This is a genomic window from Methylobacterium sp. Leaf456, assembly GCF_001425465.1.
GTDB lineage: Bacteria > Pseudomonadota > Alphaproteobacteria > Rhizobiales > Beijerinckiaceae > Methylobacterium.
Genome location: NZ_LMQV01000001.1, coordinates 172,167 through 189,448 on the forward strand (window position 1 = coordinate 172,167; position 17,282 = coordinate 189,448).

General features: G+C 69.4%; 16 protein-coding genes. 10 read left to right on the plus strand and 6 right to left on the minus strand.

From position 1 onward, the window contains the following. Complete coding sequence (locus tag ASG52_RS00830; RefSeq protein WP_056237685.1) at positions 1-1,728, minus strand: glycosyltransferase 61 family protein; 1,728 nt, start codon at positions 1,726-1,728, stop codon at positions 1-3. A gap of 221 nt (positions 1,729-1,949) precedes the next feature. Between ASG52_RS00830 and ASG52_RS00835 the strand changes: the two genes are divergently transcribed. The 9 genes from ASG52_RS00835 (at position 1,950) to ASG52_RS00875 (ending at position 12,031) form a co-directional block, all read left to right on the plus strand. After that, positions 1,950-2,387: a GlcG/HbpS family heme-binding protein gene (locus ASG52_RS00835; RefSeq protein WP_056237688.1), complete on the plus strand. Its 438-nt coding sequence runs from the start codon at positions 1,950-1,952 to the stop codon at positions 2,385-2,387. 7 nt (positions 2,388-2,394) lie between these two features. After that, positions 2,395-3,990 carry a peptide ABC transporter substrate-binding protein gene (locus tag ASG52_RS00840; RefSeq protein ID WP_056237691.1) on the plus strand — a complete coding sequence of 532 codons (1,596 nt, stop codon included), beginning with the start codon at positions 2,395-2,397 and terminating at the stop codon, positions 3,988-3,990. Beyond that, positions 3,987-4,907, plus strand: coding sequence for an ABC transporter permease (locus tag ASG52_RS00845; RefSeq protein WP_056237698.1), 921 nt, complete (start codon positions 3,987-3,989; stop codon positions 4,905-4,907). The genes ASG52_RS00840 and ASG52_RS00845 overlap by 4 nt, the downstream gene beginning before the upstream one ends. Further along, positions 4,904-5,989 (plus strand): ABC transporter permease, encoded by a 1,086-nt coding sequence (locus ASG52_RS00850; protein ID WP_056237700.1) that lies wholly within the window; start codon positions 4,904-4,906, stop codon positions 5,987-5,989. The genes ASG52_RS00845 and ASG52_RS00850 overlap by 4 nt, the downstream gene beginning before the upstream one ends. A 359-nt stretch (positions 5,990-6,348) precedes the next feature. Beyond that, entirely contained in the window at positions 6,349-8,163 is a 1,815-nt protein-coding gene (aspS, locus tag ASG52_RS00855; protein WP_056237704.1) for an aspartate--tRNA ligase, read from the plus strand. 142 nt (positions 8,164-8,305) lie between these two features. Further along, positions 8,306-9,175, plus strand: coding sequence for a glycosyltransferase family 2 protein (locus ASG52_RS00860; RefSeq protein ID WP_056237707.1), 870 nt, complete (start codon positions 8,306-8,308; stop codon positions 9,173-9,175). Positions 9,176-9,301: 126 nt separating this feature from the next. Then, on the plus strand, positions 9,302-9,511 hold the full coding sequence (locus tag ASG52_RS00865; RefSeq protein WP_056237710.1) for a ferredoxin: 210 nt from the start codon (positions 9,302-9,304) through the stop codon (positions 9,509-9,511). Further along, complete coding sequence (locus ASG52_RS00870) at positions 9,508-10,782, plus strand: NAD(P)/FAD-dependent oxidoreductase (protein WP_056237715.1); 1,275 nt, start codon at positions 9,508-9,510, stop codon at positions 10,780-10,782. Before ASG52_RS00865 ends, ASG52_RS00870 begins: the two co-directional genes overlap by 4 nt. 1 nt (position 10,783) lies before the next feature. Beyond that, complete coding sequence (locus ASG52_RS00875; RefSeq protein WP_056237719.1) at positions 10,784-12,031, plus strand: cytochrome P450; 1,248 nt, start codon at positions 10,784-10,786, stop codon at positions 12,029-12,031. 54 nt (positions 12,032-12,085) lie between these two features. On the opposite strand, the gene ASG52_RS00880 is transcribed toward ASG52_RS00875, so the two are convergent. Continuing rightward, entirely contained in the window at positions 12,086-12,460 is a 375-nt protein-coding gene (locus ASG52_RS00880; protein WP_056237721.1) for a HesB/IscA family protein, read from the minus strand. Between the two features lie 157 nt (positions 12,461-12,617). Here ASG52_RS00880 and ASG52_RS00885 point away from each other — a divergent pair, with 157 nt between their 5' ends. Continuing rightward, positions 12,618-13,223 carry a Uma2 family endonuclease gene (locus ASG52_RS00885; protein ID WP_056237725.1) on the plus strand — a complete coding sequence of 202 codons (606 nt, stop codon included), beginning with the start codon at positions 12,618-12,620 and terminating at the stop codon, positions 13,221-13,223. 30 nt (positions 13,224-13,253) lie between these two features. Here ASG52_RS00885 and ASG52_RS00890 read toward each other — a convergent pair whose 3' ends face one another. The 4 genes from ASG52_RS00890 to sufC all read right to left on the minus strand — a co-directional run bounded on the left by ASG52_RS00890 (position 13,254) and on the right by sufC (position 17,255). Then, a complete protein-coding gene (locus ASG52_RS00890; protein WP_056237727.1) occupies positions 13,254-13,637 on the minus strand; it encodes an SUF system Fe-S cluster assembly protein in 384 nt (127 codons plus the stop codon). 49 nt (positions 13,638-13,686) lie between these two features. Continuing rightward, on the minus strand, positions 13,687-14,943 hold the full coding sequence (locus ASG52_RS00895) for a cysteine desulfurase (protein WP_056237730.1): 1,257 nt from the start codon (positions 14,941-14,943) through the stop codon (positions 13,687-13,689). 237 nt (positions 14,944-15,180) lie between these two features. After that, the gene (locus ASG52_RS00900) at positions 15,181-16,503 is read right to left on the minus strand and encodes a SufB/SufD family protein (RefSeq protein ID WP_056237731.1); all 1,323 of its coding nucleotides are present in this window, start codon (positions 16,501-16,503) and stop codon (positions 15,181-15,183) included. Next, a complete protein-coding gene (gene sufC / locus ASG52_RS00905; RefSeq protein ID WP_056237732.1) occupies positions 16,503-17,255 on the minus strand; it encodes a Fe-S cluster assembly ATPase SufC in 753 nt (250 codons plus the stop codon). Before sufC ends, ASG52_RS00900 begins: the two co-directional genes overlap by 1 nt. Positions 17,256-17,282: the final 27 nt, after the last annotated feature.

Sequence of the window (17,282 nt, forward strand, 5' to 3'; positions counted from 1 at the left end):
CTACGAGAGGCCGGTCGATCGCAGGGCCGCCCTCAGGTGATCGAGATCGACCACCTGATCCTGTCCCGACCAGTCCGACTGCACGGCGACGTAGTCCAGGTCGCATTTCTGGCTGAGAAACTGGAACACGACCGGGCATCCGACCGGAAGGAGCTCGATCACGGTCGCGCCCGGAGGGCAGAACACGACATTCGACAGGCCGGCGCCGTGCGGGGCCACGACGATCTCGGCCTCGGACATCAGCTTCGCCTGCGCCCGGACGTCCATGTCCTCGAAGGTGACCGTCTCGAAGCCCAGCTTCGAGAGCAGATCGTGAACCTGCTCGTCGTTCACGATCCGCCGATTCTTCGCCTTCCGGCGGGAGATCAGCAGCCGCCGTTTCGCGTCGGCCCGTACGGGCGAGCGCCCCAGATAGAGCGTCCGCAGGAAATCGATGCCGAACGCGGTGATCATCCGCGGCCGGCTCGGGATCAGTGCCGCCTCCGCGCGCACCGCGATCGGCTCCTGGTCGTCGAGGACGTTCTTGGCGGCCAAGCCCGTGAGGCTCAGGAACTCCTGGCAATAGCTCCGCATGGCGGCGCCGGGGGCGATCAGGTTGTCGAAGGCCGCGCCGCTCTCGATCAGCAGGCCGACGCGTTGGGTGATCTCGATCAGCCAATGATAATATTCGAGCCAGTTGTGGTTGTAGGTCACGACCGCCGTGACGCCGGGCAGGTCCGCGTAGGCCTGGCCGAGGCCGCACCGGTCGGCGAGGCAGGCCACTTCGGCAGGGCCGGAACTGACGCTCCGCAGCAGGCGGCCGGCATCGTCGGTGACCGCCGTCTTCCAGTACTCCGTATAGATTCTCACCCGCTCGAACCGCCGCAAGGACAACGTCGCGGCTTGACTTTCCTTTACGAAGCCGTGCCCGACATGGCCGAAGATCCGCGGGCTCGGCAGTTCCCGGCCCGGATCGTCCAGCTTGAAGATCTCGCGTCCCTGATCCTGCGACGGCGCGATCAGGATGCTCGACGTCTTGAGAAGCAGCGCGGGCAGGCGCTCGTAGGCGCCGACCGAGACGGCGTGAACGGGTTCGTCGACGGACGGCTCTTTCGACCACGCTTCGATGGCGGAGTAGTCCGGATCGCCCGAATTCAGGGCGTGCGCTTTGAGCTTGAGGTCGATCGCCTGGGAGAAGTTCCCCAATTCGGCATGGCAATGCGCCTCGTCCCGCAGGAACATCGCGTAGACGATCCTGTCGTTGCGATTCATCGGAGGGCGTGCGGGAAAGTCGCGCGCATGAAGGCGCCGGGCATGTTCGATCCAGCGGAGCGCCGCCGCGGCGCGGCCCGAATGGACCAGAACCTCGCCCAGGTTCTTGTAGTGGAACGAGACCGTAGGCGCGCCGACCGTGACGAGGAGCGCGAGGGCCGCGAGGGCGGCGGCCCGCTCGGCGTCCTGGTCCGGTCGCTGGCGCGTTTCCCTGAAGCGGGACAGCCGCTCGCCGAAGACGGTGGCGAGGCTGTCCCGCCTCTCGGGCGCCGCGGTGCCCAGCGTCCGCAGGAGGATGCCCACGAGACCGGCGAGGTCGGCCTCGATTGCCGAGACTTGCAGATCGCGTGCCCCGTCGCCCATTGCCCGCAGCAGGATCGCCGCCATGTCCGACGCCTGGTCCTTGAGGGAGATCGGAAGATGCTCCCGAATCCGGGCCTCCAAGGCCTCGACCACGTCCCGCGACACCGGCTGCATCGACACTTCCCCCATCTTCGACGGCGATCCGCGCACATGACGCGAGATCCCGGCGCCCGCCTCGACGTGCCCCGATGCCGTACCAGCGGCCGATCCGATCGGAAACTCCCCGTTCGGTCCTGCGTCGGCACCGGCCCGATTACCGGTCCCCCCGCTTGGCGCGGCGGCCCGCGCCGGTGCATGTCCTGTAGCACCCGCCGAAGATGTGCCGAGGACACCCCATGACCGACCTGACGCTCGCCGCCGCCCAGACCCTCGTGGCGACCGCCCTCGAGACCGCTCGCGCGCGCGACCTGAAGCCGCTGGCCGTCGTGGTCTACGACGCCCGCGGCGCCCTCAAGTGCCTGGCCGCCGAGGACGGCACCTCGCTGCGCCGCGCCGAGATCGCCCGCGGCAAGGCCAACGGGGCGCTGGCGCTCGGCCTCGGCTCGCGCGCCATCGCCAAGCGGGCGGAGGAGCAGCCGCACTTCGTCGCCGCGGTGAGCCACCTCGTCGGCCCCGACGCCCTGGTGCCGGTGGCCGGCGGCGTGTTGATCCGTGATGCGCAAGGCCGCCTGCTCGGCGCCGTCGGCATCTCCGGCGACACCTCGGACAACGACGAGATCTGCGCGCTCGCCGGCATCGAGGCGGCCGGGCTCGTCGCCGAGACCGGCGCCTGATTCCAAAATGCGATTCGACCGCCGCCGTTGGCTGCAGGGAGGCGCGGCGCTCGCCGCCGGCCTCGCTTTGCCTGTGGGGGCGGCCGGTACGCCCATCTACCGCCGCGGCAACGACGCCGACCCGGAGACGCTCGACCCGCACAAGACCTCGACGGTGGCCGAGGCGCATATCCTGCGCGATCTCTACGAGGGGCTGCTCACCTACGACAATTACGGCACCATCATTCCCGGTGCCTCAGAGCGCTGGAGCATCTCCGACGACCGCCTGACCTACCGCTTCACGCTCCGACCCGACGGGCGCTGGTCGAACGGCGATCCGGTCACGGCCGACGATTTCCTGTTCGGCCTGCGCCGCATCCTCGATCCGAAGACGGGGGCGAAATACGCCGAGGTGCTGTTTCCGATTCGCGGCGCGGCCGCCGTCAATGCCGGGCAGGCGCCCCCTGAGACGCTCGGCGTCGCCGCCCCCGATCCCGCCACCGTCGAGATCGTGCTGGTCGAGCCGGTGCTTTACCTGCTCGAACTCCTCACGCATCAGACCGCGCTTCCGGTCCACCGTCCCACGCTCGCGCAATGGGGCGACGGCTTCACCCGGCCCGGCCGGGCCGTCACCAACGGTCCCTACGCGCTGATCGATTGGGTGCCCAACGACCGCATCAGCCTGAAGAAGAACCCACATTTCCGCGACGCGGGCGCGATCCCGATCGAGCAAGTCGACTTCGTGCCGACCCCCGACCTCGCCGCGGCGGTGCGCCGCTATGCGGCGGGCGAGATCGATTCGCTCGCCGACCTCCCCGCCGACCAGATCGCCTCGCTGAAAGCACGGTTCGGCCCGCAGGTGCGGCTCGGGCCGGGGCTCGGCCTCATGGCGATCTGCATCAATACGCGAAAAAAACCTTTCGACGACGAGCGGGTGCGTCGCGCCCTGTCGCTCGCCATCGACCGGGAATTCATCGGCTCGGCCGTCTGGGGCGAGACCATGGCGCCGGCCTATTCGTTCTGCCCGCCGGGCCTCGACAACGCGCTCCCCTCCCCGCTCCTGCCCGGCCGCGACGACGGGCCGATCGACCGCGAGGAGCAGGCCCTGGGCCTTCTCAGTGAGGCCGGGTTCGGGCCGAAAAACCCGTTGAGCGTCGAGTACCGCTTCAACGTCACCGACAACAACCGCAACACCGCCATCGCGCTCGCCGATGTCTGGCGCGGCATCGGCGTGATCACCCGCTTCGTCGCCACCGACGCCAAGACCCACTTCGCCTATCTGCGCGACGGCGGCGACTTCGACCTCGCCCGCATGTCCTGGATCGCCGACTATTCCGACCCGCAGAATTTTCTGTTTTTGCTCCGCACCGGCAACGATGGGTTCAATGCCGGGCGCTGGTCGAACGCTCGGTTCGACGGGCTCCTCATCGCGGCGGCTCAAGAGCGCGACGTTGCGAGCCGCGCCCGGATGCTGTTCCAGGCGGAAACCATTGTGCTCGACGAACTGCCCTGGATTCCGGTGCTGCATTACCGCTCGAAGGCCTTGATCTCGCCGCGCCTCCACGGCGTGCACGAGAACATCCGCAACGCCGCCCCGACCCGCTACCTCCGGCTCGATCCGTGACCGCGCTCCTCCTGCGCCGGCTGGCGCAAAGCCTGCCGACGCTGTTCCTCGTCATCGCCGGCAGCTTCTTCCTGATCCGGCTGGCGCCGGGCGGCCCGTTCGATCTGGAGCGGCCGCTGCCGCCCGCCGCCATGGAGAACCTGCGCCGGCTCTACGGCCTCGACGAGCCGCTGCCCGTCCAGTTTTTCCACTACCTCGCCGGGCTGGCGCGGGGCGATCTCGGCCCCTCCTTCACCTTCCGCGACCTCACCGTGGCCGATCTCTTCGCCCGCGGCTTGCCGGTCTCGGCGACGCTGGGCGCGCTGGCGCTCGTACTGGCGCTGACCCTCGGCCTCGCGCTCGGCAGCCTCGCCGCGTTCCGCCGCGGCGGCCTCGCCGACCGCCTCGTCGGGCTGGTCGCCTCCCTCGGCCTCGCGGTGCCGAACTTCGTCATCGCGCCCCTGCTCCAGATCGGCTTCGGCCTCGGGCTGGCATGGCTCCCCGTCGGCGGCTGGGGCGGGGGCGCCCCGCAAAACCTCGTCCTGCCGGTGATCACGCTGGCGCTCCCGCACGCCGCCGGCATCGCCCGGCTCACCCGCGCGTCGCTCGCCGAGGTGCTGGTGCAGCCCCACATCCGCACGCAGCGCGCCATGGGGTTTTCGCGGTTCCGCGTCGCCCGCCATGCCCTGCGCGCCGCGCTGCTGCCGGTCGTCGCGACGCTCGGGCCGCTCGCCGCCGGGCTGATGACCGGCTCGGTCGTGGTCGAGACCATTTTTGGCCTGCCCGGCATCGGCCGCTACTTCGTCGATGGGGCGCTCAACCGCGACTACACGCTGGTGATGGGCACGGTGGTGCTGGTGGCCGTGCTGGTGCTGGCCTTCAACCTGATCGCCGACGGGATCGCCGCCTGGCTCGATCCGCGGATGCGGGCGGCATGAGCGCTTCGCTCACTACTCTCGCCCGCCGACGGCTCGCCCGCGACCGCGGCGCCGTGGCGGCGCTGATCGCGCTCGTCGCCGTCGCGCTGGCCTGCCTGATCGGGCCGTTCCTCACCGGCCACGCGCCGGAGCGGATCTATCCCGATTTCGTCCGCAGTACCCCGAGCCTGTCCGCCCACCCGGCGCCCGACGAGATCCGCCCGGCCCTCGACCGCCTCGCCCAGCGCATGCGCGTCACCCTCGAAGACGTGCACCGGGAGGGCGACCGCGTCCGCCTCACGCTCACGGCCCCGAAGCCGATCGACCCGCGCAACCTCGTCCTCCTGCCCCGCTCCGACCTGTTCGGGCCCGCGACCGTCCTCGAACGTTCAGCCGACGGCCAAAGGCTGGTGGTCGAGGCAACCGTGCGGCGGCTGCATTTCCTCCTCGGCACCGACATGCTCGGGCGCGACCTCTTCACCCGCTGCCTCGTCGCCGGCCGGGTCTCGCTCCTGATCGGCCTCGTCGCGACCCTCGTGGCCCTGTCGCTCGGCGTCGCCTACGGCGCGGTCTCCGGCCTCGTCGGCGGCGGCCTCGACGCGCTGATGATGCGCGTAGTCGACATACTCTACGCCCTGCCGTTCGTGTTCTTCGTCATCGTGCTGCTGGTGTTCTTCCGCGCCGGCCTGTGGCTGGTGCTGGTGGCGGTGGCCGCCGTCGAGTGGCTCGACATGGCCCGCATCGTCCGCACCCAGACGATGAGCCTGAAAAACCGCGACTTTTTCCGCGCGGCCTATGCGCTGGGCTCGGGCACCGGGGCGGTGCTGGTGCGCCACGCCGTGCCCAACACGCTCGGGCCGATCATCGCCGCCGCGACGCTCCTGGTGCCGCGGGTGATTCTCCTGGAGAGTTTTCTGTCGTTCCTCGGCCTCGGCGTGCAGGAGCCGGCGACCTCCTGGGGCGTGCTGATCGCGGAAGGCGCCCGCGCCCTGGAGGCCGCGCCCTGGATGCTGGCCGCGCCCGCGGGGTTTCTCGTCGTGACCTTGATGGCGCTCAACCGCCTCGGCGACGGGTTGTCGGACGCGCTCGATCCGCGGCTTTGAAACAGGCCCGCGAGAGTACCTCGACGAGCGAGAAGCCTCATCCGCATCAAGCAGATCGCCTTGGGTTTCGCCTCACGCCGTCATTGCGAGGCGGAGCCGAAGCAATCCAGAGCGCGACGATGCAAGGAAAGGCGAAGCGGCCTCGGCCGTCCTGTCATCGACGACGAGCCTCTTCCGCACGCTGCGGAGCGCTGGATTGCTTCGGCTCCGCCTCGCAATGACGGGGAGGCCGGTCGGACCGGGCGCGGGCTGTACAACCCGCCAAGGCGACCGCGGGTGCTCGATGCCGGAAAATTCGACAATCCTTGACTTCCCCCCCTCCCCGTGAATGGTGCCGGCCTCATTCTCAAGAGCCCGCCATGCACCGTTACCGTACCCACACCTGCGGGGCGCTTCGCCCGTCCGACGTCGGCGGCACCGTCCGCCTGTCCGGCTGGTGCCATCGCATCCGCGACCATGGCGGCGTGCTCTTCATCGATCTGCGCGACCATTACGGCCTGACGCAGTGCGTGATCGACACCGATTCCAAGGCTTTCAAGGCCGCCGAGACCGCCCGCTCCGAGTGGGTGATCCGCATCGACGGGCGCGTGCGCACGCGGCCCGCCGGCACCGAGAACCCGGACCTGCCGACGGGCGCCGTCGAGGTCTATATCGACGACCTCGAAGTGCTGGGTCCGGCGGGCGAGCTGCCGCTGCAGGTGTTCGGCGACCAGGAATATCCGGAGGAGACGCGGCTCAAGTACCGCTTCCTCGATCTGCGCCGGGAGAAGCTGCACGCCAACATCATGAAGCGCGGCGCGATCATCGATTCGCTCCGCCGCCGCATGCGCGAGGGCGGTTTTTTTGAATTTCAGACGCCGATTCTCACGGCGTCGAGCCCGGAGGGCGCGCGCGACTATCTCGTCCCGTCCCGCGTCCATCCCGGAAAGTTCTACGCGCTGCCGCAGGCCCCGCAGCAGTTCAAGCAGCTCACGATGATCGCGGGCTTCGACCGCTACTTCCAGATCGCCCCCTGCTTCCGCGACGAGGATGCCCGCGCCGACCGGAGCCCGGGCGAGTTCTACCAGCTCGACATCGAGATGAGCTTCGTCACGCAGGAGGACGTGTTCCAGGCGGTGGAACCCGTGCTGCGCGGCGTGTTCGAGGAGTTCGCGAACGGCAAGCGGGTGACAAAGGAATTCCCGCGCATCACCTATGCCGACGCGATGCTGAAATACGGCGTCGACAAGCCGGATCTGCGCAACCCGATGATCATCGCCGACGTGACGGACGAGTTCGGCGAGGACGCGGTCGAGTTCAAGGCGTTCAAGGGCGTCATCAAGTCGGGCGGCGTCGTGCGCGCGATTCCCGCCACGGGCGCGGCGGGCCAGCCGCGCTCGTTCTTCGACAAGCTCAACGACTGGGCCCGCTCGGAAGGCGCGCCGGGGCTGGGCTACATCGTGTTCGAGGAGGAGGGCGGGGCGCTCACCGGCAAGGGGCCGATCGCCAAGTTCATCCCGGCCGACATCCAGGCCCGCATCGCCGCGAAGGCCGGCGCCAAGGCGGGCGACGCGGTGTTCTTCGCCGCCGGGACCGAGGCCAAGGCGGCCGGGCTCGCCGGCAAGGCGCGCATCCGCATCGGCGACGAGTTGGGTCTGTCCGATAAGGATCAGTTCGCGTTCTGCTGGGTCGTCGATTTCCCGATGTACGAGTGGAACGAGGACGAGAAGCGCATCGACTTCTCCCACAATCCGTTCTCGATGCCGAACTACGATCGCGACGCTTTCCTCACCCTGGGCGAGGAAGACTCCCAAGAAATTCTCGGGATCAAGGCGTTCCAGTACGACATCGTCTGCAACGGCATCGAGCTGTCGTCGGGCGCGATCCGGAACCATCGCCCCGACGTGATGGAGAAGGCGTTCGCCATCGCGGGCTACGGACGGGATGTGCTGGAGGAGAAGTTCGGCGGCATGCTGAACGCCCTGCGGCTGGGCGCCCCGCCGCACGGCGGCATCGCGCCGGGTGTGGACCGCATCGTCATGCTGCTGTGCGAGGAGCCGAACATCCGCGAGGTCGTGCTCTACCCGATGAACCAGCGCGCCGAGGACCTGATGATGGGCGCCCCGGCCGAGGTGACGCCCAAGCAGCTGCGCGAACTGCACATCCGGCTGAACCTGCCCGAGAAGAAGGGGTGATGCTGTCGCCAGAACCCTCCCCCCTCCGCGGGGGAGGGTGGCCCGCGAAGCGGGTCGGGAGAGGGGAGCGACGCTTCCGGAGAGGGCGTTCCCCTCTCCCGCCTGCTCCGCAGGCACCCTCCCCCGCAGAGGGGGGAGGGTTTTGGTGACCCTCACCGCCGTCGTCGTCGCCCACGACAGCGCCACCGCCCTGCCCGACTGCCTCGCCGCCCTCACCCGCGAGGGCGTGCGGACCCTCGTCGTGGACAACGCCAGCCGCGACGCCTCCGTCGCGGTGGCGCGGGCGCACGGCGCCCAGGTGATCGAGAACGCCCGCAACGAGGGCTACGGCCGCGCCAACAACATCGGCGTGCGCGCTGCGGACACGTCCCACGTCCTGATCCTCAACCCCGACCTGATCCTCCAGCCCGGTGCCGCGGCAGCGCTGATGGCAGCCGCGCGCGAATGGCCGGATGCCGGCCTGTTCGCCCCGCGCATCCACGAGCCGGACGGGCGCTTCTTCTACCAGCCGCGCTCGCTGCTCGCCCCCTACCTCACCAACCCGAAGGGCGTGCGCGCGCTGCCCGAGGGCGATGCCTGCGCCCCGTTCCTGTCGGGCGCCTGCCTGATGGCCGAGCGCGCCCTCTTCCTCGAACTCGGCGGGTTCGACCCGAACATCTTCCTGTTCTACGAGGACGACGACCTCTGCCGCCGGGTGGCCGATGCGGGCCGCGCTCTGGTCCACGTCCACGGCGCGGTGGCGCTGCACGGGCGCGGGCGTTCCTCGGCGCCGGAGCCCGGCCGCACCTTCCGCACCCGCTGGCATCAGGCGTGGTCGCGCGCCTATGTCTCGAAGAAGTACGGACTGCCGAACCCCAGCCTCGGCATGCTGGCGACGAACGCCCCCAAGGCCCTGCTCTCGGCGCTGATCCTGCGCCGGGCCGGCATCGAGCGCTACGGCGGCTCGGCGATGGGCGCCTGGGCCGCGCTCCGCGGCGCCTCGGCGCTCGCCCGCGAGGGGCTGGCGCCGTAGCCCTGGTGCAACGCCCGCCCTAGCTCAAGCTTGCGTCAAAACGCCGGGCGCGCGGCGGGGACATTCGGCCGCGAGCGGCGTTTCATGAGGCTATCCACCCCGCTCCCGGAGCCGGACGAACCGCGCATGAAGGTCGTCGTCGATCTCAACCGCTGCCAGGGCTACGCCCAGTGCGTCTACGCGGCGCCGCGGCACTTCGTGCTGCAGGGGCGCGAGACCTTGGTCTACGACCCCTCCCCGGACGAGGCGGCGCGGGCCGAGATCGAGCGGGCGGTCCATGCCTGCCCGGTGCGGGCCATCACCGCTTACCCGGACGCTGCCGGAGAGACGAAGTGAGCGAAACGCCGTCCGGGGCACCGGAGCGGATCGTCGTTGTCGGCGCCTCGCTCGCCGGCCTCTCCGCCGCGCAGGCCCTGCGCACTGAGGGCTTCGCCGGATCGCTGACGCTGGTCGGTGACGAGCGGCATGCGCCCTACGACCGGCCGCCGCTGTCGAAGCAGGTGCTGCGCGGGCTTTTTTCGCCCGACACCACCCTGCCCCGCCATCCCGACCTGAACGCCGAATTCCGCCTCGGCACGCCGGCAAACCGCCTCGATCTCGACGCCCGCACCGTGAGCCTCGGCGACGGCACCACGCTGCCTTACGACCGCCTGCTGATCGCCACCGGCACCCGCGCCCGGCCCTGGCCGAAGTCCGACGAGGCCACGCTCGACGGCGTGTTCACCCTGCGCACCCGCGACGACGCGGAAAAGCTCTCGGCCCGGCTGAAGGCGGGGCCGCGGCGCGTCGTCCTCGTCGGCGGCGGCTTCATCGGCTTCGAGGTCGCCTCGACCTGCCGCGACCTCGACATCCCGGTCACCGTGCTGGTGCGCGATGGCCAACCGCTCGAAGCCGCGCTGGGCCCGCGCCTCGGCGGCCTCGTCGGCGAGATCGCGATCGAGCGCGGCGTCGATCTGCGGCTGGGCGCCGAGATCGAGCAGATGGACTCGGAGGGCGGGCGGCTGACCGGCGTGACGCTGAAAGACGGCGAGCGGATCGAGGCCGACATCGTCGTCGCGGCGATCGGCACGGTGCGCAACGTCGAATGGCTCGAAGGCTCCGGCCTCGCGGCGGACGAGGGCGGCGTGCTCTGCGACGGCTATTGCCGGGTGCTGCGCACGAACGGCGACATCGTCCCGGACGTGTTCGCGGCGGGCGACGTCGCCCGCTGGCCGAACCCGCACCAAGATGAGGCGCTGGTGGCCGTCGAGCACTGGGGCAACGCCTGCGCCCAAGCCAAGGCCGCCGCGCGCAACATGCTGGCCGGCCCCGCCGCCGGGCTGACCCGTCACGATCACCTGCCGGATTTCTGGTCGCAGCAATTCGGGCTGACGATCAAGCTCGTCGGCCTCGCCGACGGGGCCGACAGTCTCTCCATCGTCCATGGCTCCCTGGAGGCCCGTCGCTTCGTGGCGCTCTACGGGAAGGACGGCCGCACGGTCGCGGCGGCCTCCATCGACAGCGCCCGCTGGCTCCCGGCCTACGCGGCGGCGATCCGCGAGCGCGCCCCGTTTCCGCCGATCACCGACGCCGTCGATCAGCCGCGCCTGCGTATCGAGGAGCCGTGACGTGAGCTGCACCACGCTGTTCGAGCAGGTGCTCGACCCCGACAACCGGGCGAACCCCTACGGGCTCTTCGCCGAATTGCGGCGCCAGCCGGTCTGTCGGCAGGAGGACGGCACCTACGTCGTCAGCACCCATGCCGAGATCGCTCGCCTCGTCTCGGACCCGCGCATCAGCTCCGAGGACCTGCCCGACCCTCAGAAGTTCCGCTGGACCGGGCACCCGATCACCGACCTGTTCGTCCGCCCGATCCGTGCCGAGATAAGACGGCGCCACCAGCCCTTCATCTTCCGCGATCCGCCCGACCACGACCGCCTGCGCGGCCTCGTGATGCGTGCCTTTTCCCCTGAGCGGGTGCGGCGGATGCGCGAGGAGACCGAGGAACTGACGAACGAACTCATCGAAAAGTTCGCCGGTAAGGCGCGCATCGATCTCGTCGACGACTTCTCCTACCCGCTGCCCGTCACGGTGATCTGCAAGCTGCTCGGCGTGCCCCCCGAGGACGAGCCGCAATTCCAGGGCTGGGCGACGCAGCTCGCGACCGCGCTGGAGCCGAACCAGCGCGGCGACGAGGAGACGCAAGCCAAGAACGAGCAGTGCTTTACCGAGATCTCGGAGTTCCTGCGCGACCTGATCGCCAAAAAGCGCAAGGAGCCGCAGGACGACATCCTCACCGATCTGGCGAACGGCGACGACGACACCGAGCGGATGAACGATTTCGACCTGATCGCCACCGCGGTGCTGCTGCTGGTGGCCGGCCACGAGACCACGGTGAACCTGATCACCAACAGCGTGCTGACGCTGCTGCGCTTCCCCGAGCACTGGCAGCGGCTGCGCGACGATCCGGCCATCGCCCCGCGCCTGATCGAGGAGATGCTGCGCTACGAGCCGCCGGTCCAGTACCGCACCCGGCTCGCCATCGCCGACATCCCGATCGCCGGCGTGACGATCCCGAAGGATGCCCCCGTGGTGCTGCTCTTGGCCTCGGGCAACCGCGATCCCGACCGGTTCCCCGATCCCGACCGCTTCGATCCCGACCGGCCCGACAACCGCCATCTCGGCTTCGGCGGCGGCCTGCATTACTGCGTCGGCGCGCCGCTCGCCCGGATCGAGGCCGAGGTCGCCCTCGTCGCTCTGGCGAAGCGGCTCCAGAATCCGCGCCTCGTCGAGGACCCGCCGCCCTACCGGCCCGGTGCGTCGCTCCGGGGCCCGCGCCACCTGTGCCTGGCGTTCGACGGGATCGCGGGGGCGTGAAGCAGGCAGCGCATCCCACCCCCTCAAGATGAGGGGGTGGGTGGGAGAACCCGGTCAGACCGCCGCGGGCAGCCGGTCCGGCGTCACGGGCGTGATCGCCACCGACTCGCCGCAGCCGCAGGCCGACGTCTGGTTCGGGTTGTTGAACACGAACTGCGACGACAGCTTGGTGGTCTGGAAGTCCATCTCGGTGCCGAGCAGGAACAGCACCGCCTTGGGATCGATGAACACGGTCACGCCGCGGTCCTCGATCACGTCCTCGCCGGTTTTCCGCTCCTCGGCATATTCCATCGTGTAGGACATGCCGGCGCAGCCGCCGTTCTTCACGCCGACGCGAAGCCCCGCGATGGGGCGCTCGGCATCGGCCATGATCGCCTTGAGCCGCTCCGCCGCCCGGTCGGTCAGCGAGATCACCTTGAAACCTGACATCGTGCTCTCTCTCCTGCGGCCGGGTTCAAGGCCCGGGCGGGTGAGTCCTCTGGGGTGTTTCGAAGATAAGCATCCGGCGGGCGAGGGTCCACCGGAGGGGCACCTGCGCACTACGCATTCCGGCATGCTATGCTTGCCGGGTCACGGAGGGGTGCGAATGGCCGATCCTGCGCGGCGGCGGATGACGCCGGAAGAGTTCTTTGCGTGGCAGCTCCATCAGGACGAGCGTTACGAACTCGTCGATGGCATCCCGATCCTGCGCCATCGGATGATGACGGGCAGCAGCAGCCAGCACGACCAAGCCACCATCAACATCATCATCAGTCTGGGAACGCAGCTACGCGGCTCGGGCTGTCGGCCGATGACGGCGGACATCGCGATCCGCACCAGCATACGAAGCCTGCGCCGCCCCGACGTCATGGTCGAATGCGCCGAACTCATCCGCGACACCTACGAGGCGCAGGCGCCTCGGCTGGTCGTCGAGGTCGCCTCTCCCTCGACGAGCGCCGTCGATCGGACGCGCAAGCTTGAAGAGTACAAGCGCCATCCGACCCTGCGCTGCATCCTCCTCGTCGAGACCGTCCTGCCGCAGGTCCTGCTCTATCGCCGCAACGACGAGGGCTGGGCGATCGAGACATTCGACGGCCTGGATACCGTCATCGACCTGCCGGAGATCGGCGGGCGGCTGGCGCTGTCGGACATCTACGACGGGCTGCGGTTCGAGCCGCGCTGGGACCCGACCGCCGCCGCCCCCGAGGGTTAGGGATCGGCGACGGGGCGAGGCCCCGGCCACTCACCACATATCGAGCGCGACGCGGGCCTCGTCGGACATGCGACTCTGGTCCCACGGCGGATCGAACACCATCGTGACGGAGCACGACTGCACGCCCGGCACCGCGGTCACCGCGTTCTCGACCCAGCCCGGCATCTCGCCCGCGACGGGGCAGCCAGGCGCGGTGAGCGTCATGTCGATCAGCACGCGGCGGTCGTCCTCGATCTGCACGCGGTAGATCAGGCCGAGTTCGTAGATGTCGGCGGGGATCTCGGGATCGTAGACCGACTTCAGCGCCGCGACGATGTCGTCGGTCAGGCGGTCGATCTCTTCCGGCGGGATCGCCTGGGCCGCCGCGAGGGCGGGGGCGTTGGTGCCGCCGGTGATGGTGGCGTCTGCGCTCATCGGATCACTCCTCCGGCTGTCGGGGCTCCGGGCCCCGCGGCCGAACTTCTCAAGAGAATAGCATCTCGGCCTTGGTCAGCGCCTCGGCCAGCGCGTCGATCTCGTCGGTCGTATTATACAGGCCGAACGAGGCGCGACAGGTCGAGGTGACGCCGAAGCGGTTGAGCAGCGGCATGGCGCAGTGGGTGCCGGCCCGCACCGCCACGCCCTGCCGATCGATGATGGTGGCGACATCGTGGGCATGCGCGCCCTTCATCTCGAAGGCGACGACGCCGCCCTTGTCCTTCGCGGTGCCGATCAGCGTCAGCGCGTTCATGGCGCCTAGCCGCTCCTGCGCGTAGGCCGTCAGCGCCGCCTCGTGCGCTTCGATCCGGTCGCGCCCGAGCTTCATCATGAATTCGAGCGCGGCCCCGAGGCCCACGGCCTCGATGATCGCCGGCGTGCCCGCCTCGAAGCGGTGGGGCGGGTCGTTGTAGGTGATCGCGTCCTGGCTGACGGTGCGGATCATCTCGCCGCCGCCCTGGTAGGGCGGCAGCCGCTCCAGCCATTCCTTCTTGCCGTAGAGCACGCCGATCCCGGTCGGCCCGTAGACCTTGTGGCCGGTAAACACGAAAAAATCGCAGTCGAGCGCCTGGACATCGACCGCGCGGTGCACGGCGCTCTGGGCCCCGTCGAGCAGCACCGGCACGCCGTGGGCGTGGGCGATGCGGACGATCTCCTCGGCCGGCGTCACCGTGCCGAGCACGTTCGACATGTGGGTGATCGCGACCATCTTGGTGCGCGGGGTGAAGAGCTTTTCGTATTCCTCGACGAGGAAGTTGCCCTCGTCATCGACCGGTGCCCACTTGATCACGGCACCCTTGCGCTCGCGCAGAAAATGCCAGGGGACGATGTTGGAGTGGTGCTCCATGATCGAGAGGATGATCTCGTCCCCCTCCCCGATCAGCCCGGCCTGCCCCATCGCCGAGGCGACGAGGTTGTAGGCCTCGGTGGCGTTGCGGGTGAAGATGATCTCGTCGGTCGAGGCCGCGTTGAGGAACTGGCGCGTGGTCTCGCGCGCGCCCTCGAAGCCTTCGGTCGCGGCGTTGGCCATGTAGTGCAGGCCGCGATGGACGTTGGCGTAGCCGGTCTGCATGCACGAGACCATGGCGTCGATCACGGCGCGCGGCTTCTGCGACGAGGCCGCGTTGTCGAGGTAGACCAGCGGCTTGCCGTAGACCTTTTCCGAGAGGATCGGGAATTCCTTCCGGATCGCCTGGACGTCGTAGGGGGCCACTTGGGGGGTGGGGCGGACGGGTGCGTTCATCGTCTCGACCTTGAAGCGTGACGGCCATGGTGCCGCCGATCCCGCTCCTCCCCTCATCCCGAGGTGCCGGAGCGAAGCGGAGGGCTGTGAGCGAGCCCTCCAGATGTCTGTGCGATCCCTGAAGCCCTCCTTCGAGGCCCGCTGACGCGGGCACCTCAGGATGAGGTTCAGGGTTGGAAAGACGCGAACCCGGGCACCCTCTCCCCTGCGGAGGGGGGAGGGTTACGCTTCCGCGCCTTACCCCCGCCCCTTCAGCCAAGCCTCGATCCCGCCGATCAGCGCCGCGCGGGCGCCCTCGTGCGTGACCGCCTCGACCGCCTCGCCGACGAAGGCCTGCACGAGCAGGCTCTCGGCGGTGGCGCGCGGCAGGCCGCGGGCCATGAGGTAGAACAGAAGGTCCTCGTCGGGCGCGCCGCAGGTGGCGCCGTGGCCACAGGCGACGTCGTCGGCGAAGATCTCCAGCTCCGGCTTGTTCATCATCTGCCCCTCGTCCTTGAGGAGCAGGCAATCGGACTTCATCTTGCCGTCGGTCTGCTGCGCGACTTGGCGGACGATGATCTTGCCCTGGAACACGCCGGTCGACTCGCCGTCGATCACCGTCTTGAACATCTCGCGGCCCACACCCCCGGTCGCCGCGTGGTCGGCGAGTAGGGTCGAGTCCGCGAGTTGCCCGTCGCCGAGCAGCGCCGCGCCGTTGACGACCGCGTTGGCGTCCGCGCCCGCGACGTGCAGGTAGATCTGGTGGCGCGAGAGCTTGGCGCCGGTGACGAGGTTGACCGTCTCCAGCTGCGCTTGGCGCTCGAGCCGCACCGACAGCGTCGAGAGCGCGATGGCCGCGTCGCCCTCGCGGTTGATCCGTGAGTGGCGGAAGGCCGCCTCCTCGCCGATGCGCACGTCGAGGGCGTCGTTCGGCTGATAGATCAGCCCGGACGGCCCCTCGTGGCTTTCCAGCAGGAAGAACTCGGCACCCGCGCCGACATCGACTAGCACGCGGGTCGCCGTCGAGAACGCCGTCTCGCCGGTGCCGACGAAGCGCAGATGCACGGGCGTGGACGGCTTGGCGCCGGCCGCGACCGAGATCAGCGCGCCGTCCGCCAGGAAGGCGGTGTTGAGCTGGTAGACCGGGTTCTCGCGCACCTGCTCGACGGGGGCGAGGAGCTTCAGACGGTCGTCACCCTTGGCTAGCGCCTCGTTGAGCGGCGTGACGTTCACGCCCTCGGGGATCCGGTCGAGGTCCGACAGGGCCGGCACGAGATGGCCGTTGACGAAGGTGAGGCGCACGGCCTCGACCTCGTAGAAGCCCGTGGCACCTGCGACCGCGGCCTCGGCGGCGTCATCCGAGGGCGCCTCGGCCGGCGGGGCGGCGTCGGTGATGGCGGCGCGCAGGTCCGTGTATTTGAACGCCTCGACCCGGCGGCTCGGCAGGCCGGTGGCCTCGAAGAAGCGGAACGCCTCCTCGCGGCTGATCGCGGACTCGCTGGCAAACGCCTTGCGCGAGGTCTCGAACAGCTTGGACAGCCCGGCCTCGGCGGGGGAGCGGAGTTGGGTGATGTCGGCCATCACGCGGCCTCGCCGGTGCGGTACTCGGCGTAGCCGGAGGCCTCGAGTTCGAGCGCCAGGTCCTTGCCGCCGGTCTTCATGATCTGGCCCTTCGACATGACGTGCACCGTGTCGGGCACGATGTGGTTGAGGAGCCGCTGGTAGTGGGTGATGACGAGGAACGAGCGGCCCTGTGCGCGGAGCGCGTTCACGCCCTCGGAGACGATGCGCAGCGCATCGATGTCGAGGCCGGAATCGGTCTCGTCGAGCACGCAGAACTTCGGCTGCAGCAGCGCCATCTGCAGGATCTCCATGCGCTTCTTCTCGCCGCCGGAGAAGCCGACGTTGAGCGCGCGCTTGAGCATCTCCTTGTTGATCTCGAGCTTGTCGGCGGCGCCGTTCACCGCGCGGATGAACTCGGGCGTCGTGAGTTCGGCCTCGCCGCGGGCCTTGCGCTGCGCGTTGAGGCAGGCCTTGAGGAAGGTCATCGTGCCGACTCCGGGAATCTCCAGCGGGTACTGGAAGGCCAGGAAGATGCCGGCGGCGGCGCGCTCGTCGGCGGCCATCTCCAGCACGTTCTGCCCGTCGAGCAGGATCTCGCCGTCGAGGACCTCATAGTCCTCCTTGCCGGCGATGACGTAGGAGAGCGTCGACTTGCCCGAGCCGTTCGGGCCCATGATCGCGGCGACTTCGCCGTCGTTCACGGTGAGGTTCAGGCCGTTGAGGATGCGGTTGTCCTCGATCTGTACGACGAGGTTCTTGATTTCCAGCATGTTCTGCGAAGTCCCAGGTCTAGGTTC